Raw genomic sequence first — 24030 nt, 5'->3', positions numbered from 1 at the left:
AAATATTTTCTGAAAATTTCTTCAGTATAGAATATTTAGCTAATTGAAAGTTATTGAAAATCATCGAAATGTTTCATTTTTTAGAAGTTAAATTCCAACTTTTTTCAAACAATTCTAGGACGGCTGAATCTGACAAAGTATCATCAAGCGCCACACTAATCCAGTAACGTTTATTCATATGAAAAGCTGGATAAATGCCCTTTTGTGAAAGTAGATCCACTACTTGATCATGTTTGAGGTTGACTGCTTCGACTAAACCTTCTCTACCCTTTTCCAGCTTATCCCAAGGTATTCTCATCAAAACAGCATACCATTTTTTATTGCCTTCATGTCTTAACACTGCCGTATCAGGTGATTTTTCCCACAGATACTCCAACTGATTACCATACTTTTCCTGAATCTGAGCCATGATACGCTTAGTCTGAGGACAGATAAAATCCTGTACCTCAAAACAAGCCTTCCGAATCTGGTAGAGAATCTCCAGACAAGCCTCACGGACACTTGCAACAAAACTTCCTGTCATACTTTCCATATGAACTTGAGGATAGAGGTCGCCCATTTCCTGATCAAAGACCTGAAAATTCACATTATCAGCAGTGATGGACACAGTCATGACAAAATCACCCTGCAAAATCATGCAGCTATAAGTCCAAACTCCACTACTTTCTACAAAACCATAGGCACGAGCCTTTTCTTGATTAAACTGATAGGATTTAAAAATTTCAAACATAAGTGAAAACTGCTACCCAAAGCTAGCAGTTCCTTTCTATTTTTTAAAAGACAACCTTGGTTCCATGCAATTGTGTCACGCCCAGCTGGTCAATAAAGGTTTGACGGTTGTCAAGGTCAATCCCCCCACCTGGTAGAATTTCAATTTTACCTTTAGCATGTTCCAAAAGTCCGTGATAGTGAGCAAAACGTTTCTCTAGAGAGTCACCAGACACACCAGCACGAGTTAGGATACGAGTAGCACCAGCTTGACTGAGCCAGTCAATAGCTTCTAGTTGATCTTCATCGCTCAATTCATCAAAGGCCATGTGGAAGACAATTTCCATTCCTTTTGATGCAGCAATTAACTTTTCAAGATTAGGTTTATCCAACTTCTTCTCAGCAGTTAAGGTTCCAAATACAACTCCTTGACTTCCAGCCTGAGCAGTCAATCGAATGTCTTCTAGCATGATTGCAATTTCTAGTTCATTATAGACAAAGTCGCCACCACGTGGACGAATCATGGTCATAATGGTTGTATCGTAGTTAGCCGCCAATTCAACCGCTGCCTTGGTTACTCCATAGCTTGGTGTTGTTCCTCCCACTGCTAGATTATCACAGAGTTCGATTCGACGAGCTCCAGCCTCCATCGCTTTTTCAAGCAAGGTCACATTTTCAGCACAAAATTCGTAAATCATTTGATTCTCCTTGAAGATTACTTTGAATTTATTATATCATATTGTTGTGAATATGCTTTCATTTTTATCAAGGGAAATAGTTACAAATTTTACTTATTCTTTGTCTGGAATGACCTTGAAGAGATAATAAGTGATAAAGATGGTCAAGGCTCCCAGACCGATTTTGACTGGTAAGAGAGGAGCAAAATAAATAGAAATCCCCATCAAGATGTAGATAGATACAATGATTTTTTTCTTGCGTTCACGCGCAATAGACTTAGTCTCGCGAAAATCAGCTACATATGCTTGATAGAGCTTGGTATGATAAAGCCAGTCTTCGAAACGCTTGGAACTTCTTGAGAAACAAGCAATAGACAACAAAAGAAAAGGCGTTGTAGGCAACAAGGGTAAAACAACCCCAACAATAGCCAAGGCCAGTGATAAAAAACCAATAATTAGATAAATAATACGCATAACTACTCCAAATTAAAATAATCTTCTTCTAGTTTCGCATAAAATGATGAATTTTGTCAAGTTCCAACCAAAAAGAGCCTGAAATTAAGGCTCTTTGTCAACTGTAGTGGGTTGAAGAAAAGCTAAGATCTAGAAAGGACGAAATTTGTCCTTTCTTTTTTGATATTGAGAGCGATAAAAATTCGTTTTTTGAAGTTTTCAAAGTTCCGAAATCCAAAGGCATTTCGTTTGATAAGTTTAACGAGATTATTGGTCGCTTCCAGTTTGGCGTTAGAATAGGGGAGTTGAAGGGCGTTGACGATTTTCTCTTTGTCCTTTAGAAAGGTTTTAAAGACAGTCTGAAAAAGAGGATGAACCTGCTTTAGATTGTCCTCAATAAGTCCGAAGAATTTGTCAGGTTCCTTGTTCTGAAAGTGAAAAAGCAAGAGTTGATAGAGCTTGTAGTGGTGTTTCAAGTCTTCTGAATAGCTCAAAATCTTGTCTAGAATCTCTTTATTCGTTAAGTGCATACGAAAAGTAGGGCGATAAAATCGTTTATCACTCAGTTTACGACTATCCTGTTGAATGAGTTTCCAGTAGCGTTTGATGGCCTTGTATTCATGGGATTTTCGCTCAAATTGATTCATGATTTGGACACGGACACGACTCATAGCACGGCTTAGATGTTGGACAATGTGAAAGCGGTCAAGAACGATTTTAGCGTTAGGAAAAAGTTTACTGGCAATATCGTAGTAAGGGCTAAACATATCCATCGTAATGATTTTCACCTGACAACGAACAGCTCGCTCGTAGCGCAGAAAGTGATTTCGGATGATAGCCTGTGTTCTGCCTTCAAGAACAGTGATAATGTTGAGCTTGTCAAAATCTTGTGCAATAAAGCTCATCTTTCCCTTTGTAAAAGCGTACTCGTCCCAGGACATAATCTCAGGGAGGTAAGAAAAATCAGACTTAAAACGGAAGTCATTGAGCTTACGAATGACAGTTGAAGTTGAAATAGCCAGCTGATGAGCAATATCGGTCATAGAAGTCTTTTCAATCAGCTTTTGCGCAATCTTTTGGTTGATGATACGAGGAATTTGATGATTCTTCTTGACGAGTGAGGTCTCGGCGACCATCACCTTCGAGCAATGATAGCACTTGAAACGACGCTTTTTCAGAAGAATTCTAGTAGGCATACCAGTCGTTTTGAGGTAAGGAATCTTAGACGGCTTTTGAAAGTCATATTTTTTCATTTGACTTCCACAATAAGGACAAGATGGAGCATCGTAGTCTAGTTTGGCGATGATTTCTTTGTGTGTATCCCTATTGATGATATCCATAAATTGGATATTAGGGTCTTTGATATCGAGTAGTTTTGTGATAAAATGTAATTGTTCCATATGATTCTTTCTAATGAGTTGTTTGATCGCTTTTCATTATAGGTCATATGGGACTTTTTTTCTACACAAAAAAGGCTCCATAATATCCATAGGGGGTTACCCACTACAAATATTATAGAGCCGAAATTAACTTTCAGGACTCTCCTCTTATTTAATCTTTTCTTCTTCGTAGTCACCCTTGCTACAAACAACCTGCTTGCCACCACCACGGACTTTTTTCTCCATGAGGAAGTTGCCACATTTTGGACAGTCACGACCAACAGGCTTGTCCCAAGAAGTAAATTCACATTCTGGATAGCGATTGCAACCATAGAAGAGGCGATTGCGTTTGGTTTTACGCTCAATAATTTGTCCCTGATGACAGCTTGGACACTCAACACCAATCTCTTTCACAATTGCTTGGGTATGACGGCAATCTGGGAAATTGCTACAAGCGTAGAACTTACCAAAACGACCAAGTTTAATGACCATTGGACTGCCACACACTTCACAGTCAAATCCAGCTGGTTCATCCTTGATTTGGATTTTTTCCATTTCTTCTTCAGCCTTGGCGACTTCTTTAGAGAATGGTTTGTAAAAGGCGTCTATAACACGTTGCCACTGCTCTTTTCCGACTTCTACATCATCTAGTTTGCCTTCCATTTCAGCTGTGAAGGTTACGTTTACGATATCTGGGAAATATTCAATGATGAGCTTGTTAACAATTTCTCCCAACTCTGTCGGTTCAAAGCGTTTGGCTGCAAGGCGAACATAATAACGTTTCTGAATGGTTTCAATGGTTGGGGCGTAGGTTGACGGACGTCCAACCCCATTTTCCTCCAAGGTCTTAATCAGTGTCGCTTCAGAATAGCGAGCAGGCGGTTGGGTGAAATGTTGCTCTGGCTTGCTATTGACCTGTTTGACCACATCTCCAACAGACATGTCCGGTAACATCTTATTCTTGTCAGAATCATTATAAATGGCAAGATAACCATCAAACTTAACCTGACTACCATTGGCAGCAAATTGGACCCCATTTTGAGACAATTTAACAGCCATGGTATCAAAGACTGCAGCTGTCATCTGGCTCGCCACAAAACGATTCCAGATAAGGGTATAAAGCTTAAGCTGATCCTTGTCCAGATACTTAGCGATGCTTTCCGGTGTATTGAAGACGCTAGACGGACGAATTGCCTCGTGGGCATCCTGAGCTCCAGAAGCATTTTTGACCTTGCTACCATGCTTAGAATACTTGCTACCAAAACGGTCCGTAATGAAACTTGCTGCTTCATTTTGCGCTACAGGACTGATACGAGTTGAGTCTGTACGCATATAGGTAATCAAACCTTGCACACCAGAACCAATATTGATCCCTTCATAAAGCTGTTGAGCGACCATCATGGTCTTTCGAGTACGAAAATTGATTTTATTGGCAGCATCCATCTGCATAGATGAAGTAGTATAAGGTAAAGGAGCATTGCGTTTGCGCTCTTTCTTATCTACCTGATCCACTGAAAAGTCTTTACTAGTCAGACGAGACAAGACTTCCTTGACCTCATCATTGCTAGTCAGTTTCATCTTTTTACCATCTACTCCATAGAAGGAAGCCTGGAATTGCTTGGTTCCCTTTTTAAAGACACCATCAATTGTCCAGTATTCTTCTGGCTGGAAGGCATTGATTTCATTCTCACGATCAATGATTAACTTGAGCGCAATAGACTGAACGCGACCTGCTGACAAGCCCTTCTTGACCTTTTTCCACAAAATAGGTGAAATCGAATACCCTACCAAGCGATCCAAGACACGGCGTGCCTGTTGAGCATCGACCAAGTCCATATCAATCTTGCGTGGCTCCTTAAAAGCATTTTTGACTGCATCCTTGGTGATTTCATTGAAGACCACACGGTTAGCATCATTTTCATCCAAGTTGAGAATATGGGCCAAATGCCAAGAAATCGCTTCTCCTTCACGGTCCGGGTCACTCGCCAGAAAGACTTTATTAGCTTTTTTGGCTTCTTTTTTCAAGTCATTGATGAGAGGGCCTTTTCCTCGGATATTGATATATTGCGGTTCATAATTATTTTCAATATCGACGGACATACTGGATTTCTTCAAATCACGGATATGCCCTACACTGGCTAAAACCTTGTAGTTTCTGCCTAGATATTTTTCAATCGTCTTGGCCTTAGCAGGCGACTCCACGATTACTAGATTTTTTTTAACTGTTGATTTTTTCTTTTTTGTTGCCGTAGCCACAGTATCACACCTTTTCAAAGTAATAAACTTTATAAAGTGTAAACCATTTTGCCATAACTGTCAAGACTTAGCTCCTATATATAGAAGAAAAGTTTATCTAGTAATCGAAATTTCGTCTTATAGTCAATGAAAATCAAAGAGCAAACTAGGAAACTAACCGCAGGTTGCTCAAAGCACTGCTTTGAGGTTGCAGATGAGACTGACGAAGTCAGTAACCATACCTACGGCAAGGTGAAGCTGGCGGGGTTTGAAGAGATTTTCGAAGAGTATTAAAATTCAAATTCCGCAAGAACATCTTGCCCACTTGTAACCAATTTTGCCCCTTCTTGAATCAAATGATGGCAACCGTCTGATAGTCCATCTAAAATGCTACCAGGAATAGCAAAAACATCGCGCCCTTCTTCCATTGCTCGCTCACAGCTAATAAGGCTACCTGAGCGCATCTTAGCCTCTGCAACAATCACACCTCGACAAAGTCCAGCAATGATGCGATTACGGGCAGGAAAATGAAATTTCAGAGGTTGTTCGCCAGGTCCATATTCACTAAGAACCAGATGGTCATTACCGATGTAGTCTTGCAAGCGTTTATTGGCTTTAGGATAAAACACATCCAGTCCTGTTCCAATCACTGCAATGGTTTTTCCGCCATTTTGAAGAGCTGCCATATGAGCTGCTGTGTCAATGCCCTTGGCTAATCCACTGACGATAACCAGTTCATTTTCCAAGCCCTGAATGACTTTTTCAACTGACTTAGCTCCCTGTTTGCTGCAAGAACGACTCCCCACGACCGCTACCTTAGGAAATTTCAAGAGGTCAAGATTTCCCTTGTAAAATAAAAGCACAGGAGCATCGTATATTTCACTCAAATCCCAAGGATAACAGTCATCTAAAATAGAGAAAGATGGAAATTTTTGAAACTCCTTCTCCAAATGCGTATCGTCTATCTGAAAATAACGTTCCATAAAAACAGCTGGATTTCGGCAACCTGAAATTTCTGCAATGTCACCCAATAAAAGTTCCTGATCGACATTTTCACCGTATTCTAGGACATTCAAAATCTGTTGATTGGTCAAACCTGATTTTTTCAACTTATAGATTTCATAGTTTGTGATTTTCATAAATAACTCCATTTCTTATTCTACTCATCTATTTATTCGTAAAAAAATCAAAAAACATCCGACTATTTTAGCCAGATGTTGGAATCTTTAATTTTCGTTTTTAAGAATTTCTTCTAATTTATGATAGTCTTGGACACTATCGATCTCATAGATGCTATTGCCTTCTAATTCTTCAACATAAACATCCAGTTCTTTGATGTTATCCTTAACCATATTGTCCCAGTAGAGATCAACAAATTCACCACTTGCATAAGCCTTGTCGATAAAGCTGACAATCTTTTCTGCAGTTGGAGCATCCCAGAATGATACACCACTAAGGATACGACCAGCCTTGCTATCAACAGTAATATCTTGAACCTTGTAGTCGTCTCCATAGACCAAGAACCATTCGTTGGTACAATCTTCACGATAAACACTAAAATAAGTCGAACGTGTCAAATCATTGCGGAACATATTTTTAAAGAGATAGTTATCTGCATCAATAACATAGCTGTTAGCCAATTCTTCTTTTACAAGATAGAGAGAGTAAAAGTTATTGTAGTCAGCGTATTTATCATTGAAAACGAGGCGAACTCCATATTTTTCTTTTAAGTAATCGAATTGTTCTTTAAGGTAACCAACGATGATGATGATGTCATTGATTCCTTTTTCTTTGAGAAACTCAATTTGGTATTCAATCAAGGGTTTTTGATTAACCTGAACCAAGGCTTTAGGGGTATTTTCAGTCATAGGACGCAAGCGAGTTCCCAATCCCGCTGCTAAGATAATGGCTTTCACACGAATCTCCTTTATTCTTTAATAATAATATAAACTCCAGCAATAACGACAAGTGACGTAATAATTGTCAGCATATCTAGCGGTGCACCCAAGAAAACAACTGCAAACAAGACAGTCCATACTACATAGCTCACGTTCAAGCCTGTAGCCTTGGCTGGTTGCAAGCGATTGATAGCGATATAATAAGCCAAATAAGAAATCATATCAAAGGCTGCAAAGACAATCATAAGACCTAACAATTGTCCATTGGCCACTTCTGCAAATGACTGATGAGAGAAGAGTACAATCACAAGATAAGACAAGAATGAAGTCACTTGACGGATTAAGAGGGCTTCGATTTCACTCAGTTCACTTTCCATGGCAAAAGAGCTAAGAACACTCTCACTTCCCCATGCAATAGCACAAACTAAAGCACAGAGAATCCCAATGTAGAAGGAATTAACCTGTTCAACCTTATAGGTCTGAGCAATTATCCCTCCAATAATCAAGACAATCCCAAACACAGTATTTTTCGAAATCTTGTGCTTCAAAAAGAAGAAAGCCAATAAAACTGAAATCGCAGGGTAAATAGCCGACACAGATGAAGCTAAGGAACTTCCGATATACTTAACCGCATAAAGATTGGCCTGCATACCGATAGGGCCTGCTAATAAGGCTCCAATGATAACACTAACATTGCGAATATTTAAGAAAATTGAGAGACGAACTTTTCCTTCTTTCACCAAGAGAAAAGCTAGTAAGATAAAGATACTCAAGAAATCGTGAGCAGCGGCCACCACAAAGGGCGACAAATCTGTAAAAATCGAAAAGATATAAGCACTAATCGTTAGACCTAAACCCCAGAAAATACCTGAGAGTAGACCAAAAGAAACTCCATTTTTATTTTTCATCAGAACCTCCATAATATGACAAACCTTTAACAGCTCTTTGGTAACGACTCACACCATAGTCACCAAAATCTGCACCTTGCTCTTCTTTGTAGACTGTCCATAGACTCCAAATAGCATCTTGTAAAATTTTATAAATGGCAATCTTTTCACGAGAGACAGGTGTTTGCTCACTCTCATAGTGAGATAAGAAGGCTTCTTCCTCTTGACGAGTGAATTCAGACTCTAAAAAGAGGGCAGCCAAATCCCACATTGGATCGTTCATTGATGAATATTCCCAGTCAATCAGATAAAGTCGTCCTTGTGGTGACTCGATAAAGTTTTCAGGCACCAAATCGATATGACAAGATTTTCTGTCAACACCTAAGTCAGCCAGTCTTTTCTCTAAGGAGAAGACTTCTTCTCGAACAGCTTCATAGTTGACATAAGGGATTTTCTCTTCAATCAAGGATTCGTATTTTTTGATTTCTTCAAAAGGAGCAAATTCTCCCCTTAATTCCTTACCAGAAGCATGAATCGTTTGTAATATTGGAGCAATTTTATCAAATTTGGTCTTGATTGACGTTGAATCAAGCGTAATCGCAGATTCGATATACTCATTTACTTTGATACCAGCTTCAATATCAAAAAGATAATTTTTTACATCTAGGTCTAAATCCTTTAGCAGTTCAAGATTGTACTTTTCATCTTGACGATTGATAAGCTTTTCTGTCCCTTTACCAAAGAATTTAACAATGTATTGCTTATTTGTTGTTTTGACCAAATAGTTTTGATTGGTCATTCCCCCCAATTGTTCAACACTGAGGACTTCCTCTTCTTGACTAAGTAGGGAAGAAATTTTTTCTTTAATGATTTTCTCCACAATTAACCTCCAGCACTTATACTTCCCACTTAAACACGGTTTTAAAGGCTGTGTTTAAATCGGTTGCAAAGACACGGTGAATATCTTTAATTTCTCTTACAGGTTCTTCTAGATAAAGGATATTTTTAAGACGATTGGCGAATTTCTTGACTTCCATCATTTGGATTGCATTTTCAAAATCAATGCGACCAGAACGAGAGGAACCAACCAAGAGCAAGCCTTTTTCTAAGGCATCGCGTGTATTGAGATTGACTTTATACTCGCTAACACCCATCATGAGAATCGTTCCCTGAGGACGAATATAGCGAATCAAGTCATTAATGGCTGGTCCAGTACCATCACCACCACAACACTCAAAAGCATGGTCAAAGGTCAAATCTTCAGGAATATTATCAGTAATATGGCATTCTTTGGCAAATGAGAAAAGTTCCAATTTTTCCCAATGACGACCAATAACCACAATCTCTGCTTCTGGCAAAGTATAGTTGATAATATTGGCAACCACAAATGCTAAACTTCCATCTCCGATAACGGCGATTCGGTCCCGCTTGCTATGAGCGAGGGTCAATAGACGATTCATAGCGTGCATGCCGACACTGACAAACTCTGTAATCGCTGCAACCGTGTCTTCAATGGCATCATAAGCCACCACACGATCTTTAGGGAGAGAAACAAACTCTCTCATAAAGCCATCAAAACCACTAGACAAGAAATGGGTCCCTGTCATGTAGTTCTCATAGAATTCTTCATCACTCTGCATAGGAGGCTGATTTGGAATCATGACAACTTTTTGACCAACCTCATAGGTTCCCGTCGGGTCAGAAATAACGGTTCCACATGACTCGTGAATCATCGCCATTGGAAGCTTTTTATTCAAAATCTTAGGATCACGTTTTCCTTGGTAGTAACGCTGATCCGCATGACAGACCGCCATATAATTAGGGCGGATGAGGATATGATTCTCTTGGTCAATAGCCTCTTCCTGATATTTGACATTGATAAACTTAGGCTTAGTTAGTTGATAAATTTGATTAATCATTTTACTAGTCTTTCTCAATCATACTTTTTGCAATCTTCAAATCTGTTACGGTTGTGATTTTAAGATTTGAATATTCACCCTTGGCCAAGGCCACATCTTTTCCTTTAATGACAAATATTTTACATGCATCTGTCAAGATTTCCTTCTCTTCAGCAGAGAGAGAACCGTAAAGGTCCATGAAGTCCTTGCAACGGAATGTTTGAGGTGTTTGTCCTTGATAAAGGTGAGCACGATTTGGAATATCTGTAATGAATTGACCATTGGTACTTTCAACGATAGTATCAACCGCTTCTACCACTGTGTCCACTGCGTCATGATTTTGGGCAAGTTGGATATTGTCCTGAATCATGCGAAGTGTAATAAATGGACGAACAGAATCGTGGGTAACAACGATATCCTCTGGAGTAAGCGGACGATAAGCATCAATGGCTTCAATGATTTTCTCAATACTTGTATTGCGGTCAGCACCACCCTTTGTAATGATGATACGTTCCTTATGAAGAGGAAGATATTTATCTACAAGATCTTCTGCATGAGAAACCCAGTCTCCATGAACCCCAACTACAATTTTTTCAATGCTTGGTTCCAAGACAAATTTTTCAATTGTATGAATCAAGATAGGTCGATCACCTAGCTCTAAAAATTGTTTTGGCAAGTTACTGATTCCCATGCGTGTGCCAGTTCCACCAGCAAGAATTCCTGCATAAATCATCTATTTTCTCCTTTGTCTTACTAAAAAAACTTATTCTCTCTATTATACCACAATCTAGTCCTATCATAAAAGAAATACTAGTCATCCCGTTCTAGAATAGGAGGATTATGCAGTTCCATTATTCAAAGAAACTAGTCCATTTCTAGTAATGACTAGGAATTCTATAGTCATTACCAATAAATGGCTGTGAAATTTTAGAGTTCTTCAGAATAATATAGTTTTCTTAAAGAAAGCTTAAAATTAAGATTTGAAACTTCAAAGTGATTGCTTGACTTACTGCCCTTCATTTCTTATTAGCTGACTTTATGATATAATGAAAAACGAGGTAAATTGAATGAAAAGTATAAAATTAAATGCTCTATCTTACATGGGAATTCGTGTCTTGAATATTATTTTTCCCATCTTAACTGGTACCTATGTCGCACGTGTCTTGGATCGAACTGACTATGGTTACTTCAACTCAGTTGACACTATTTTGTCATTTTTCTTGCCCTTTGCGACTTATGGGGTCTATAACTACGGTTTACGGGCCATCAGTAATGTCAAGGATAACAAAAAAGATCTGAATAGAACCTTCTCTAGTCTTTTTTATTTGTGCATAGCTTGTACGATTTTGACTACCGCTGTCTATATCCTAGCCTATCCTCTCTTCTTTACAGATAATCCAATCGTCAAAAAAGTCTACCTTGTTATGGGGATTCAACTCATTGCCCAGATTTTTTCAATCGAGTGGGTCAATGAAGCTCTGGAAAATTACAGTTTTCTCTTTTACAAGACTGCCTTCATCCGTATCCTGATGCTGGTCTCTATTTTCCTGTTTGTCAAAAATGAACACGATATTGTTGTTTATACACTTGTGATGAGTTTATCGACACTGATTAACTACCTGATTAGTTATTTTTGGATTAAAAGAGACATTAAGCTTGTTAAGATTCACATAAGTGATTTTAAACCGCTCTTTCTCCCTCTAACAGCCATGTTGGTCTTTGCCAATGCCAATATGCTCTTCACTTTTTTGGATCGTCTCTTCCTCGTTAAAACAGGGATTGATGTCAACGTTAGTTACTATACCATGGCTCAACGAATTGTGACCGTTATAGCTGGTGTTGTAACAGGAGCTATCGGAGTGAGTGTGCCTCGTCTCAGTTACTATCTAGGAAAAGGCGATAAGGAAGCCTATGTCGCACTTGTTAACAGAGGCAGTCGAATCTTTAACTTCTTTATCATTCCACTGAGTTTTGGACTCATGGTTTTAGGACCAAATGCCATCCTACTTTACGGTAGTGAAAAATATATCGGAGGTGGTATCTTAACCTCTCTCTTCGCTTTTCGTACGATTATCCTGGCCTTAGATACCATTCTTGGTTCCCAAATTCTCTTTACAAATGGCTATGAAAAACGAATCACAGTCTATACAGTCTTTGCTGGGCTACTCAATTTGGGCTTAAATAGTCTCCTCTTTTTCAACCATATCGTTGCTCCTGAATACTACTTACTGACAACTATGCTATCAGAGGCCTCTCTGCTTGTTTTCTATATCATTTTCATCCATAGAAAACAGCTCATCCACTTAGGACATATCTTTAGCTATACTGTTCGATACTCGCTCTTTTCACTTTCCTTTGTAGGAATTTTTTTCCTGATTAATTTCTTGTATCCTGTGGATATGGTCATTAATTTGCCATTTTTGATTAATACTGGTTTGATTGTCTTGCTATCAGCCATCTCTTATATTGGTCTACTTGTCTTCACCAAAGATAGCATTTTCTATGAATTTTTAAACCATGTCCTAGCCTTAAAAAATAAATTCAAAAAATCTTAGGAGTATAGAATGAAACAACTAACCATTGAAGATGCCAAACAAATTGAATTAGAAATTTTGGATTATATTGATACTCTCTGTAAAAAGCACAATATCAACTATATTATTAACTACGGTACTCTGATTGGGGCGGTTCGACATCAGGGCTTTATTCCTTGGGACGACGATATTGATCTGTCCATGCCTCGAGAAGACTACCAACGATTTATAAACATTTTTCAAAAGGAAAAAAGCAAATATAAGCTCCTTTCCTTAGAAACTGATAAGAACTACTTTAACAACTTTATCAAAATGACCGACAGTACAACTAAAATTATTGATACTCGGAATACAAAAACCTATGAGTCAGGTGTTTTTATCGATATTTTCCCTATGGATCGCTTTGATGACCCTAAGGTCATTGATATTTGTTATAAGCTGGAAAGCTTCAAACTTCTGTCTTTCAGTAAACATAAAAATATTGTCTATAAAGATAGCCTCTTAAAAGATTGGATACGAACAGCCTTCTGGTTACTCCTTCGACCTGTTTCTCCTCGTTATTTCGCACATAAAATCGAGAAAGAAATTCAAAAATATAGTCGTGAAAATGGGCAGTATATGGCTTTTATCCCTTCTAAATTTAAGGAAAAGGAAGTCTTCCCAAGTGGTACCTTCGATAAAACAATCGATTTACCCTTTGAGAATTTGACCCTTCCTGCGCCAGAAAAATTTGATACTATTTTGACACAATTTTATGGAGATTATATGACCCTACCACCAGAAGAAAAACGCTTCTACAGTCATGAATTTCACGCTTATAAATTGGAGGATTAGGATGCAATATTTAGAAAAAGAAGAAATTAAAGAAATTCAACTAGCCCTGCTAGACTATATTGATGAGACTTGTAAGAAACATGATATTCCTTATTTTCTAAGTTATGGAACCATGCTTGGAGCTATCCGCCACAAAGGTATGATTCCCTGGGACGATGATATTGATATTTCCCTTTATCGTGAAGATTATGAGCGCTTATTGAAGATTATTGAGGAAGAAAATCACCCTCGCTACAAGGTTCTTTCCTACGATACATCTTCTTGGTACTTCCATAATTTCGCATCGATTTTGGACACTTCTACTGTTATCGAAGACCATGTTAAGTACAAGCGTCATGACACCAGTCTCTTTATCGATGTCTTCCCAATTGATCGCTTTACAGACTTGAGCATTGTCGACAAGAGTTATAAGTATGTAGCCCTTCGTCAACTAGCTTATATCAAAAAATCACGCGCAGTTCACGGTGATAGCAAATTAAAAGATTTTCTAAGATTATGTAGCTGGTACGCCCTCCGATTGGTCAATCCCCGTTACTTTTACAAGAAAATTGATCAACTAGTCAAAAATGCTACAACCAACACTCCTCAATATGAAGGAGGAATTGGGATTGGTAAGGAAGGTATGAAAGAAGTCTTCCCAGTTGATACCTTTAAAGAACTCATCTTAACTGAGTTTGAAGGCCGTATGTTACCAGTTCCTAAAAAATATGACCAATTTTTAACCCAGATGTATGGCGATTATATGACACCACCATCAAAAGAAATGCAAGAATGGTATAGTCACAGTATTAAAGCTTATCGCGAAAGCTGATTAAGGACGACCATATAAACTACAAAAAGGCTGGGGAAAAACTCAATTTCAGGAGAAAATGAAGTAATTATTCCTACAACAAAACGCATAATATCAGGTCTTGAACACCTAAATATTATGCGTTTTTAATTTTTCTTCAATCCATTACAATAGATAGAGAACTCAATTTCTTATAAGTAAAGGAATTTGAAAATAGCTACTGCCGCAATTGCTGCTGCGATCGGTGCTACTACTGGTACCCAAGAGTACCACCATTTTGAATCGCCTTTGTGCTCACCAAGAACTGATTTTGGAAGGAAAGCATGAAGGAGACGTGGTCCCAAGTCACGGGCTGGGTTCAAGGCAGGTCCTGTAGGTCCACCAAGTGATGTTACCAAGGCCATAACAAGGAATCCAAGTGCCAAGTGAGCTACTGAAAGTCCTGAAGCAGTATGTGGTGCTACTTGGGCTTTGATTGCTAAATCAGAAAAGTCAACATTTTGACCTGCTTGACTAGCCATTTGTTTCATGTATTGAAGCACTTCAGAACCAAAGAAGTTTTTAGTCATTCCAAGGGCTGCAAAGAAAAGAACAAATGATCCAACAAACTCATTTACAAAACCATTAACAGTTGCTGCAAAATGTGATTCTTTTGTACCATTATCCAAACTTGAAATTGTTGAGAAAGTACCCAAAATGTTGTTTGGATTTTCAGTTTTCAAGTAGTATGGGCGGTGTGTTGCCACAACCAAGGCTTGACCAAAGATAGCACCCAAAACTTGTGCGATGATATAAGGCGCAACTTGAGCCCAAGGGAAAAGACCGCTGATTGCAAGTCCAAGAGTGAAGGCTGGGTTGATGTGGTTACCAGATACGTTACCAAACATCAAGGCTGGGATCATAACCCCCATACCATAACCAACAGCGATAACGATCCAGCCACTTTGGTGACCTTTCGTACCTTTAAGTTCAACGTTGGCAACTGCACCATTTCCAAGAATGATCAAAATAGCAGTTCCCAAAAATTCAGTGGCATATTTAATTGCCCATGTGAAATCCATTTGATAGATTCTCCTTAAAATTTTTTAGACAATCCTTATTCTATCAATTTTTACATCTTTTAGCAACTACTTTCCCGAAAGATTGTGATAGAAAACGGTTCCAAATCTTATAAACTAATCTTTGTTTTCAAGATATCCCCAGTTCATTATGTTATCTACGCTAATCTGATGCTTTTATGTCAATTCCTCCTGATACATAGTATAGGGAATAAGAAGTATCTTTCCCATTCACCAATCAGAGTTTTGCTATGAAAACAAAACTCTATCCTTCTAATGAAACAATCTTAACCTGATTTATATAAAAATTCTCGTCACATTTCCATAAAAGCTCAGCCATATTTTTGTAAGAAATGGATTTATCGTGATCTGCTCTAATCGTAAGATTATAACCACTTTCATTCCTATCCATGTCAATATTTAGATTGTAAAATCCCTTCTGTTCAATGAGAATATTCAAGGTATCTATTGAAGGTTTATTGGTTACAAATCCAGTCATTCTGATATGATAATGAGTATCGCTTTTCAAAAATTTGGAGCTACTTTTCTGAACAGAGACAACAATTAAACTGCAAAATAAGCCTAGAAAAGCAAAACCTGCTCCAATCGCCATCCCAATACCTGCAGTTACCCAAATACCAACTGCTGTGGTGATACCACTGATTTTTTTATCCCTCATGAAAATAATACCACCGCCAATGAAACTAATTCCACTGACAATTTGGGCCGCAACCCTAGAAGTATCATCATTAGGCGTATCCAAGAAAGCTTCTTTTGATAAAATCATCATTAAAGTTGCAGTTAAGGCAACTAAGATATGAGTCTTTCTCCCAGCCTGCTTGTGCTTAGACTTTCTTTCATAGCCAATGATAAAACCAGAAAAACAAGATAATAAAATGAGAATAATATATCGGACTTCAATCGGTAGAGCTATCGTATCAAGCATTATTTTCCTCCTCTATCACTCATAATTTTATATTATAGTCCTAGTTGAAACTTTTTCAAGAGAATATATTAGTTGAAAATTGTCCTTTTTAAAACAAAAAACCGCAGTTACCCTCTAGTAATAACTTGCAGTTTTCTGTAACTAATGGATTCTTACAATGTCTCAAACAATTCTTGCATTTGCACATCATCTGGAACCAGTTTTAAGTAAGCTTGTGCATTGACTTTTGCTTCCTCAAAGTAGCCCAATTCACGCAAGAGATAGATATAGTGTTCCAGAAATTCTGGATTGTCCTTTAAATCTCCTGCCAACTCTTGGTAAAGCTCATAGGCAGTATCCAAATCGTCCATTTCTTGATAGGAACGAGCAATCATCCACTTGGTCAAGAGATTTTCTGGCTCCTCACTTTGCAAGTCTAGAATATCCTCATAGCGCTCCTGCTCCAGATAAATAGTTGCTAGACGGAGTAAGATTTCTTCCGTATCCTCAGCATCTTCTTTAGCAGTAAGGAGATAATTTTCTGCACCACTAGCATCATGCAGTTCATAAGAGAATTGTGAAGCAGCTAACAATAGACGAGTTTCAAAGGGATTTTTCTCCAAGCCTTGCTTAGCGATACGCAGGGCTTCTTGAACTTGATGTTCCTTATGCAAGGCCTGACTATAACCATACTCATAGCCTTCAAAGTCAGGAGAAATGGTATCGATCTGCTTAAAATAGAGGACAGCTTTTTGGTATTCTTCTCGATCAAAGTAAAGACTGGCTAACTCAAAAGCTGTTAGGTCATCGTATTCTAACTCCAGGGCTTTTTCTAAAAACTCTGTAGCCGTTTCAAATTTCCCTAACTGTGCATAGGCAAAGCCAATTCGTTGATAGGTAGAAATGCCTGTTTGCTCATAAATTGAGCGATTATCTAACTGAGCATAGCCTTGAATAGCTTCTTGGTAATTTTCCAACTCACTATCCAACTCTGCCAAGCCCAATATCAAGAGAGGATCCTCTGAGTAAGTCAATGCTTCTAACAATTTCTCACGCGCCACATCTGTCAAACCTTCCATCTGGTAAAGGTCTGCTTTCAGAGCCAAAGCCGACACATACCAGTCACTGTCAGCTTGGATTTCCTCAAGGTACGCAAATGCTTCCTCGATTTGACCATCCTCGCTAGCAATAGCTGCCAGATTGAGATTAACCTCTGGGAAATCCCCTACAATTTTCAGGTAAATTTCCTTGGCCTGAGGATAAAAACCAATCCCTTCAAGATAAGTTGCCAACTCATACAGAAGGTCACTTGGATCATTTTCTAAAGCTTTGACGAAGTAGTGCTCTGCCTTAACTAAATCTTGCTCCTCCAAAGCCTGTAACATCTGTTGACTATTGTTCACTCTTAGCTTCCTCTCCTTCTAGTTCATATAGGCCACTGACTACCTTATACCATTCAAAAATCGCTGAAATGACAACTTTAGCAGAAGCATAAACCGGAATACCGAGTAAAACTCCCCAGATACCAAACATGGATCCTGAAGTTAACAAGACAAAGAGAACATTAATGGGATGGATGTTTAATTGACTTCCCAAAATCAATGGAGAGACAAAACGACCTTCAATAGTTTGTTCTACGATAAAGACAATCACTACTTTCAAAAGCATGACTGGACCAGCAATCAAACCCAATACTAGGGCAGGAAGCATGGCTAGGAAACTACCAAGATAAGGAACCAGATTTAAGATACCAGCAGTAACACCAAGCGTAACCGCATAGCGTAGACCAATTATCTTAAAGAAGATCATAAACATTACCGCAACAATAATAGCCACTGTTACTTGTCCTCGAACATAGTTGGACAACTGCTGATTCACATCTGATAAAACTTGTCCAACAGGTTCTTTCAATTTCGTTGGCATGAATTGGGTCAAATAGTGACGCAGGCCTTTCCCATCACGTAAGAGATAAAAGAGCATGAAAGGAACGATAATCAAGGCAACAATCACTTGAGATGCCCCACTAATAAAGGCACTCACCCAGTTTACTGCCTGAGAAGAAACCTTGCTCGCCCAAACTGTAGCCTGACTAGAGAAGTTTGTCAAAACTTGTTCTAACTGAGGCCTGAAATCATCTGGTAAACGCTTGGTTACCAAATCGTCAATAACCCTGTCAGCATCTTCAAGATAGATTGGTACATTTCTTGCAAATGTTAAGACCTGACGTTGCAGATTTGGAATCGCTACTGCCAAGCCCCAAATGATAAAGAGAGCGATGATGACAAAGACAATAGTGATAGCTATAACACGATTAACCTTATGCTTCTCCATCCAATCAACAATAGGATTTAATAAATAATATAGCAAACCAGATAGAATAACTGGCAACATCACGACTGCCAAAAAGTCTAAAACAGGTGAAAATAGAAAACTAATCTTACTTAAAATAAAAAGATTCAGTCCCAATAATAAGGTTACCAAAAATACCGTAATGGCCTTGTTATCCAAAAACCACTTGAAAAACCAAGATAGGCTAAAATGTTTCTCTTTTTGCTCCATAAATACTTCCTTTCTATTGTTCTCCCATTATACCATTTTTAAATCAAAATAACTCTTTTTTAAAGTGCTTACATGGAGACCGCGACATAAAAAATCTCCTCAAAAGAGGAGATTCGATTAGTCTTGAATATGACGGTCTAAGTTCTTCTGATAATCAGCATTGGATTTGGCTTTTTCATCAGCAAATTTCTTGCGGAACTCATCCATTTCTTTAGTAGTGACAATCTTATCTTGGATTTTCAGATACTTGTAGCTATTTTCACTAGTCTTGTCACCTACCCAGCCACCGGCACCACTGCCAGGAAGCATTTTCGTCACTAGCATTTGAGCACCATCAGAGTATACTGGAATAACAAGTGCACTATCTGACAACCAAGCTTGGGCCTTAGAATATTTGGAATAACGTTTTTGAAGGTCTGTTTTCTCACTATTTGCATCATCAATCAGTTCTTTGTATTTATCCAATCCAACTGTTTTAATAACTGGATTGTCTGTTCCTGGTGCCACACCAAGAGCACTTAGGAGACTTGGACCTGAAGTTGGATCAAATACATCTAGATAAGTCGATGGATCTGCAAAGTCTGGAGTCCAACCACTGACTGCATTAATATCCCAGTCAGTATTTGCATTGGAAGTAGCTAGAGTAGTCATACTTCCCAATTCGTCATCAGAAACTTGTTGAATATCAACAACTACATTGTCAGAGCCTAAGGCTTCCTCAATGGATTGTTTATAAGACTGAACCTGACGAATAAAATCTGGATTTGATGAAGAAATTGGCAAATCTAAATGAATTGGGAACTGTACTCCATCAGCTTGAAGGGTTTTCTTAGCAGCTTCAAACTTAGCTTTAGCCTTGTCTACATTATGAAGTGAATCTTGGGCATCATCAAGACTAACATCTTTCCAGACATTATCCAATTTATCCAATTCTGTCTTAGTAACTTGACCAAATGTTTGATCTCCTACTTGAACAAATGTTGGAGGAGTGAAACTTGTCCGTAACTTACGAGGTCCTACTTCGTCACCAAATACTTGAGAGATCCCTGCTTTACGATCTACCGCAAAAGCCAAGGCTTGACGGAAATCTTTGTTTAACAAGGCTTTCTTAGTAGAAGTTTTTTCTGTATCACTTGTTTTAGCAGTGTGATTGTAATTTACACGGTCGATATTGGTTGAGATATAAAAAACTCCTCCACGCTGTTGACCATATACAATATTATCCTTGTACTTTTCTTTTAGACGTTCATAGTTGGCAGAGTTTTTAAAGAGTGGAGCAGCTGGATAATGTCCCTCATCAAAACCGCGACCTAGAGAGTCTGCATCTTGACCATCAAAGAAGGATAACTTGATATCATCAATAAAGACATTTTGTTTATCCCAGTAGTTTTGATTTTTGGTCATTTCGATAGAAGACTTAGATGTAAGACCTTTGAGGAGATATGGCCCATTGTATAGAATGCTCGTTATATCAGTTGGTTTACCAAAGTCATCTCCTTTAGAAGCTAAAAAGTCTTCATTTACTGGTGCAAGGACTCCCATTGTTGTTTTTGAATTCCAGAAAGATTCTGGATGGTTCAAAGTATAAACAACAGTATAATCGTCAGTTGCTTTTACCCCAACACTAGAAAAATCTGTTGTTTTCCCATTTACATAGTCATCCAATCCTTTGATAGAATCCTGTACGAGATAAAGAGCCTGTGATTTCTTATCTGCTGCGTGTTTCAGACCAGTCACAAAGTCTTGAGCCTTGACTTCACCATACTCTTCCCCCTCATTGGTATACCATTTGATACCCTGACGGATTTTATAGGTATAGGTCAAACCATCTTTGGAAACAGTCCAATCTTCTGCAACTGATGGAACAAGATTCCCATATTGGTCATTTTCAAGCAAACCGTCAATAACGTTACCTGTGACCTGTTTAGTGCTGACATTTCCAGAAACTGTATAATCCAGAGTCGAAGGATCTGATGAGAATACATAGGCATAAGTAACTGGTTTAGTTGCTTCTTTATTACCATTACCAGATGAACACGCTACTAGCACTGCTGCCGAGAGTACAGCAACTCCTGCTGCTAAGAAAACACGTTTTTTCATAGTCAAACTCCTTTTATAATTTGATAGATTCATTATAGCACTTTTAAGAAGAAAAGTAAGGAAAACAATCTCAATATTATTATATTTTTCAAAAAACCAATCAATTATTTTTTTAAAGTGCTTACATCTAATTGGATGTCTTTAATTGGCTTGTTTTTGTGATATAATAGTCTTATCTTTATATAGAGGTAAAGTTATGAAAGAAACTGTTTATTTTGGAACTTATACACGTCGTACTTCTCAAGGGATTTACAAGGCAGACTTTGATACAGAAACTGGTCAGCTTTCAAATCTAGAACTTTTTGCAGCTGAACCAAGCCCAACCTACCTTGCCTTTGACCAGCACCAACATTTATACACTGTTGGTAGTCAAGACGATAAGGGTGGAATTGCAGCCTATCAAACTGACGGGACTTTATTAAATCATGTCGTGGAAGAAGGAGCCCCCCACTGTTATGTTGCCGTTGATGAAAAGCGTGATTTTGTCTATGCAGCCAACTACCATAAAGGACAGGTCCTTGTTTATAAACGTCAGAAAGACGGTAGTCTTCTACTTAGTGATGTGGATCAACACAGTGGCCAAGGTCCACATGAAAATCAAGCATCTCCTCATGTTCACTTTACAGACTTAACACCTGACCACTATCTAGTGACCTGTGATTTGGGTACTGACCAAGTCATCACCTATGACCTTGATCAAGAAGGAAAATTATCTAAGCTCTATACCTATCATAGCCAGTCAGGAGCAGGCTCACGCCATATTATTTTCCATAACCATTATAAAATCGCTTATCTCATTTGTGAACTCAATAGCACTATTGAAGTTCTAATCTACGATGGTGTTGGCGAATTTGAACGCATGCAAGTTATTTCAACTCTACCAGACGGTTATGAAGGCTTTAATGGTACTGCTGCTATTCGTCTCTCTAAAGACGGTAAATACCTCTACGCTTCTAACCGTGGCCATGATTCTATCGCAGTATATACAATTCTTGCGGACGGTAGCTTAGAGTTGTTAGAAATCGTTCCAACGCATGGTCAAACTCCACGTGATTTTGATTTGACACCAGATCAAGAATTCCTTATTGCTGTCCATCAGGACTCTGACAATGCAACCGTCTTTAAACGCAATTCTGAAACTGGTCGTCTGGCAGAACTTTCTAATGACTTCCATGTTCCAGAAGCGGTCTGCATTAGTTTTGCCCCTTAAGAAAACATAAAAAATGAACTTGGTAACTCAAGTTCATTTTTTTGGCTCTATAATATTTGTAGTGGGTAACCCCCTATGGATATTATGGAGCCTTTTTTGTGTAGAAAAAAAGTCCCATATGACCTATAATGAAAAGCGATCAAACAACTCATTAGAAAGAATCATATGGAACAATTACATTTTATCACAAAACTACTCGATATCAAAGACCCTAATATCCAATTTATGGATATCATCAATAGGGATACACACAAAGAAATCATCGCCAAACTAGACTACGATGCTCCATCTTGTCCTTATTGTGGAAGTCAAATGAAAAAATATGACTTTCAAAAGCCGTCTAAGATTCCTTACCTCAAAACGACTGGTATGCCTACTAGAATTCTTCTGAAAAAGCGTCGTTTCAAGTGCTATCATTGCTCGAAGGTGATGGTCGCCGAGACCTCACTCGTCAAGAAGAATCATCAAATTCCTCGTATCATCAACCAAAAGATTGCGCAAAAGCTGATTGAAAAGACTTCTATGACCGATATTGCTCATCAGCTGGCTATTTCAACTTCAACTGTCATTCGTAAGCTCAATGACTTCCGTTTTAAGTCTGATTTTTCTTACCTCCCTGAGATTATGTCCTGGGACGAGTACGCTTTTACAAAGGGAAAGATGAGCTTTATTGCACAAGATTTTGACAAGCTCAACATTATCACTGTTCTTGAAGGCAGAACACAGGCTATCATCCGAAATCACTTTCTGCGCTACGAGCGAGCTGTTCGTTGTCAGGTGAAAATCATTACGATGGATATGTTTAGCCCTTACTACGATATTGCCAGTAAACTTTTTCCTAACGCTAAAATCGTTCTTGACCGCTTTCACATTGTCCAACATCTAAGCCGTGCTATGAGTCGTGTCCGTGTCCAAATCATGAATCAATTTGAGCGAAAATCCCATGAATACAAGGCCATCAAACGCTACTGGAAACTCATTCAACAGGATAGTCGTAAACTGAGTGATAAACGATTTTATCGCCCTACTTTTCGTATGCACTTAACGAATAAAGAGATTCTAGACAAGATTTTGAGCTATTCAGAAGACTTGAAACACCACTACAATCTCTATCAACTCTTGCTTTTTCACTTTCAGAACAAGGAACCTGACAAATTCTTCGGACTTATTGAGGACAATCTAAAGCAGGTTCATCCTCTTTTTCAGACTGTCTTTAAAACCTTTCTAAAGGACAAAGAGAAAATCGTCAACGCCCTTCAACTCCCCTATTCTAACGCCAAACTGGAAGCGACCAATAATCTCGTTAAACTTATCAAACGAAATGCCTTTGGATTTCGGAACTTTGAAAACTTCAAAAAACGAATTTTTATCGCTCTCAATATCAAAAAAGAAAGGACAAATTTCGTCCTTTCTAGATCTTAGCTTTTCTTCAACCCACTACAGTTGACAAAGAGCCATTTTTTTCTTATAGTCTTTTTCCGACATTAATACGGTTAATGGCACGTTGCAGTGCAATCTTCGCACGACGTTCTTGGTCAATCAAGTTTTTGTCTTGTGCTTCTTCAATTTCACGCTCTGCTCGAAGCTTGGCACGTTCTGCACGACTGATATCGATATCACGAGCACGTTCTGCAGAATCAGCAACGATTGTGATGGTATTATTGGCAATTTCAATAACGCCTCCGTTTACTGCAATCCAGTTCACGTGATCTTCATCATCAATACGTTTTACCTTTACTTCATCAACTGCTAAAACCGCAATCATATTTTCATGTCGTGGCAAGATCCCCATCTCACCATCCAGAGTTCGAACCGATACATAGCTGGCATGGTGATCATAGACGAGACCATCTGGTGTCACGATCTGGACAGTTAACTGAGCCAT

Annotated in this window: 22 protein-coding genes; 5 read left to right on the top strand and 17 right to left on the bottom strand. The window is 38.5% G+C overall.

The window, feature by feature from the left end; genetic code table 11:
- Positions 1 to 73 precede the first annotated feature (73 nt).
- From ACN076_RS05230 to ACN076_RS05180, 11 genes are all read right to left on the bottom strand, one after another.
- Positions 74 to 730 (bottom strand): MmcQ/YjbR family DNA-binding protein, encoded by a 657-nt coding sequence (locus ACN076_RS05230; RefSeq protein WP_420789545.1) that lies wholly within the window; start codon positions 728 to 730, stop codon positions 74 to 76.
- Between the two features lie 43 nt (positions 731 to 773).
- On the bottom strand, positions 774 to 1406 hold the full coding sequence (locus ACN076_RS05225) for a copper homeostasis protein CutC (protein ID WP_420789544.1): 633 nt from the start codon (positions 1404 to 1406) through the stop codon (positions 774 to 776).
- Positions 1407 to 1499: 93 nt separating this feature from the next.
- On the bottom strand, positions 1500 to 1859 hold the full coding sequence (locus tag ACN076_RS05220; protein ID WP_001220352.1) for a YbaN family protein: 360 nt from the start codon (positions 1857 to 1859) through the stop codon (positions 1500 to 1502).
- A 122-nt stretch (positions 1860 to 1981) separates the two neighbouring features.
- Positions 1982 to 3238, bottom strand: a complete 1257-nt coding sequence (locus ACN076_RS05215; protein ID WP_420789543.1) for an ISL3 family transposase — start codon at positions 3236 to 3238, stop codon at positions 1982 to 1984.
- 147 nt (positions 3239 to 3385) lie between these two features.
- Positions 3386 to 5473 (bottom strand): type I DNA topoisomerase, encoded by a 2088-nt coding sequence (gene topA / locus ACN076_RS05210; protein ID WP_420789542.1) that lies wholly within the window; start codon positions 5471 to 5473, stop codon positions 3386 to 3388.
- A 269-nt stretch (positions 5474 to 5742) separates the two neighbouring features.
- Positions 5743 to 6591 carry a DNA-processing protein DprA gene (gene dprA / locus ACN076_RS05205; protein WP_420789541.1) on the bottom strand — a complete coding sequence of 283 codons (849 nt, stop codon included), beginning with the start codon at positions 6589 to 6591 and terminating at the stop codon, positions 5743 to 5745.
- Between the two features lie 87 nt (positions 6592 to 6678).
- Positions 6679 to 7368, bottom strand: coding sequence for a sugar phosphate nucleotidyltransferase (locus ACN076_RS05200; RefSeq protein ID WP_000643974.1), 690 nt, complete (start codon positions 7366 to 7368; stop codon positions 6679 to 6681).
- 11 nt (positions 7369 to 7379) lie between these two features.
- Complete coding sequence (locus tag ACN076_RS05195; protein ID WP_004269680.1) at positions 7380 to 8258, bottom strand: DMT family transporter; 879 nt, start codon at positions 8256 to 8258, stop codon at positions 7380 to 7382.
- The gene (locus ACN076_RS05190) at positions 8248 to 9117 is read right to left on the bottom strand and encodes a phosphotransferase family protein (RefSeq protein WP_261029786.1); all 870 of its coding nucleotides are present in this window, start codon (positions 9115 to 9117) and stop codon (positions 8248 to 8250) included. The genes ACN076_RS05195 and ACN076_RS05190 overlap by 11 nt, the downstream gene beginning before the upstream one ends.
- Positions 9118 to 9133: 16 nt before the next feature.
- Positions 9134 to 10156, bottom strand: a complete 1023-nt coding sequence (locus ACN076_RS05185; RefSeq protein ID WP_203176496.1) for a ribitol-5-phosphate dehydrogenase — start codon at positions 10154 to 10156, stop codon at positions 9134 to 9136.
- Positions 10157 to 10160: 4 nt separating this feature from the next.
- Positions 10161 to 10868: a 2-C-methyl-D-erythritol 4-phosphate cytidylyltransferase gene (locus ACN076_RS05180; RefSeq protein ID WP_000638495.1), complete on the bottom strand. Its 708-nt coding sequence runs from the start codon at positions 10866 to 10868 to the stop codon at positions 10161 to 10163.
- A gap of 334 nt (positions 10869 to 11202) precedes the next feature.
- On the opposite strand from ACN076_RS05180, the gene tacF reads away from it, so the two are divergent.
- From tacF to ACN076_RS05165, 3 genes are read left to right on the top strand one after another with little or no spacing between them, the layout of a single operon-like run.
- Positions 11203 to 12690, top strand: coding sequence for a type IV teichoic acid flippase TacF (tacF, locus tag ACN076_RS05175; protein ID WP_261193620.1), 1488 nt, complete (start codon positions 11203 to 11205; stop codon positions 12688 to 12690).
- 9 nt (positions 12691 to 12699) lie between these two features.
- The gene (locus ACN076_RS05170; protein ID WP_261058006.1) at positions 12700 to 13503 is read left to right on the top strand and encodes a LicD family protein; all 804 of its coding nucleotides are present in this window, start codon (positions 12700 to 12702) and stop codon (positions 13501 to 13503) included.
- Between the two features lies 1 nt (position 13504).
- Positions 13505 to 14314: a LicD family protein gene (locus ACN076_RS05165; RefSeq protein ID WP_153192431.1), complete on the top strand. Its 810-nt coding sequence runs from the start codon at positions 13505 to 13507 to the stop codon at positions 14312 to 14314.
- A gap of 170 nt (positions 14315 to 14484) precedes the next feature.
- On the opposite strand, the gene gla is transcribed toward ACN076_RS05165, so the two are convergent.
- The 5 genes from gla to ACN076_RS05140 form a co-directional block, all read right to left on the bottom strand.
- On the bottom strand, positions 14485 to 15354 hold the full coding sequence (gla, locus tag ACN076_RS05160) for an aquaglyceroporin Gla (RefSeq protein ID WP_049491488.1): 870 nt from the start codon (positions 15352 to 15354) through the stop codon (positions 14485 to 14487).
- Between the two features lie 262 nt (positions 15355 to 15616).
- The gene (locus ACN076_RS05155; RefSeq protein WP_153192433.1) at positions 15617 to 16297 is read right to left on the bottom strand and encodes an MgtC/SapB family protein; all 681 of its coding nucleotides are present in this window, start codon (positions 16295 to 16297) and stop codon (positions 15617 to 15619) included.
- A gap of 152 nt (positions 16298 to 16449) precedes the next feature.
- On the bottom strand, positions 16450 to 17679 hold the full coding sequence (locus ACN076_RS05150) for a tetratricopeptide repeat protein (protein WP_293958005.1): 1230 nt from the start codon (positions 17677 to 17679) through the stop codon (positions 16450 to 16452).
- The gene (locus ACN076_RS05145; protein WP_203180453.1) at positions 17669 to 18835 is read right to left on the bottom strand and encodes an AI-2E family transporter; all 1167 of its coding nucleotides are present in this window, start codon (positions 18833 to 18835) and stop codon (positions 17669 to 17671) included. The genes ACN076_RS05150 and ACN076_RS05145 overlap by 11 nt, the downstream gene beginning before the upstream one ends.
- A 117-nt stretch (positions 18836 to 18952) precedes the next feature.
- Entirely contained in the window at positions 18953 to 20935 is a 1983-nt protein-coding gene (locus ACN076_RS05140) for a peptide ABC transporter substrate-binding protein (protein ID WP_420789540.1), read from the bottom strand.
- A gap of 196 nt (positions 20936 to 21131) precedes the next feature.
- Here ACN076_RS05140 and ACN076_RS05135 point away from each other — a divergent pair, with 196 nt between their 5' ends.
- Together ACN076_RS05135 and ACN076_RS05130 are read left to right on the top strand one after the other, a co-directional pair.
- Complete coding sequence (locus ACN076_RS05135; protein WP_420789539.1) at positions 21132 to 22145, top strand: lactonase family protein; 1014 nt, start codon at positions 21132 to 21134, stop codon at positions 22143 to 22145.
- Between the two features lie 165 nt (positions 22146 to 22310).
- Positions 22311 to 23567: an ISL3 family transposase gene (locus tag ACN076_RS05130; RefSeq protein ID WP_420789538.1), complete on the top strand. Its 1257-nt coding sequence runs from the start codon at positions 22311 to 22313 to the stop codon at positions 23565 to 23567.
- Positions 23568 to 23610: 43 nt separating this feature from the next.
- Here the strand turns inward: ACN076_RS05130 and ACN076_RS05125 are convergent, their stop codons facing one another.
- Positions 23611 to 24030: a F0F1 ATP synthase subunit epsilon gene (locus tag ACN076_RS05125; protein ID WP_000068043.1), complete on the bottom strand. Its 420-nt coding sequence runs from the start codon at positions 24028 to 24030 to the stop codon at positions 23611 to 23613.

Origin of the sequence: Streptococcus sp. K0074 (assembly GCF_048843365.1) — a bacterium.
GTDB lineage: Bacteria > Bacillota > Bacilli > Lactobacillales > Streptococcaceae > Streptococcus > Streptococcus mitis_BM.
Note: the sequence above shows the minus strand (reverse complement) of the source record. Positions and strands in the feature narration are given on the sequence as shown.

Bases quoted from the DNA above. Each gene is read 5' to 3' on its own strand.
- ACN076_RS05225 (WP_420789544.1), bottom strand. From the start codon at position 1,406: ATGATTTACGAATTTTGTGCTGAAAATGTGACCTTGCTTGAAAAAGCG.
- ACN076_RS05135 (WP_420789539.1), top strand. From the start codon at position 21,132: ATGAAAGAAACTGTTTATTTTGGAACTTATACACGTCGTACTTCTCAA.
- ACN076_RS05185 (WP_203176496.1), bottom strand. From the start codon at position 10,156: ATGATTAATCAAATTTATCAACTAACTAAGCCTAAGTTTATCAATGTC.
- ACN076_RS05170 (WP_261058006.1), top strand. From the start codon at position 12,700: ATGAAACAACTAACCATTGAAGATGCCAAACAAATTGAATTAGAAATT.
- ACN076_RS05195 (WP_004269680.1), bottom strand. From the start codon at position 8,258: ATGAAAAATAAAAATGGAGTTTCTTTTGGTCTACTCTCAGGTATTTTC.
- ACN076_RS05230 (WP_420789545.1), bottom strand. From the start codon at position 730: ATGTTTGAAATTTTTAAATCCTATCAGTTTAATCAAGAAAAGGCTCGT.
- ACN076_RS05125 (WP_000068043.1), bottom strand. From the start codon at position 24,030: ATGGCTCAGTTAACTGTCCAGATCGTGACACCAGATGGTCTCGTCTAT.
- ACN076_RS05140 (WP_420789540.1), bottom strand. From the start codon at position 20,935: ATGAAAAAACGTGTTTTCTTAGCAGCAGGAGTTGCTGTACTCTCGGCA.
- ACN076_RS05215 (WP_420789543.1), bottom strand. From the start codon at position 3,238: ATGGAACAATTACATTTTATCACAAAACTACTCGATATCAAAGACCCT.
- gla (WP_049491488.1), bottom strand. From the start codon at position 15,354: ATGGATTTCACATGGGCAATTAAATATGCCACTGAATTTTTGGGAACT.
- ACN076_RS05145 (WP_203180453.1), bottom strand. From the start codon at position 18,835: ATGGAGCAAAAAGAGAAACATTTTAGCCTATCTTGGTTTTTCAAGTGG.
- ACN076_RS05155 (WP_153192433.1), bottom strand. From the start codon at position 16,297: ATGCTTGATACGATAGCTCTACCGATTGAAGTCCGATATATTATTCTC.
- ACN076_RS05165 (WP_153192431.1), top strand. From the start codon at position 13,505: ATGCAATATTTAGAAAAAGAAGAAATTAAAGAAATTCAACTAGCCCTG.
- tacF (WP_261193620.1), top strand. From the start codon at position 11,203: ATGAAAAGTATAAAATTAAATGCTCTATCTTACATGGGAATTCGTGTC.
- ACN076_RS05220 (WP_001220352.1), bottom strand. From the start codon at position 1,859: ATGCGTATTATTTATCTAATTATTGGTTTTTTATCACTGGCCTTGGCT.
- dprA (WP_420789541.1), bottom strand. From the start codon at position 6,591: ATGAAAATCACAAACTATGAAATCTATAAGTTGAAAAAATCAGGTTTG.
- ACN076_RS05180 (WP_000638495.1), bottom strand. From the start codon at position 10,868: ATGATTTATGCAGGAATTCTTGCTGGTGGAACTGGCACACGCATGGGA.
- ACN076_RS05130 (WP_420789538.1), top strand. From the start codon at position 22,311: ATGGAACAATTACATTTTATCACAAAACTACTCGATATCAAAGACCCT.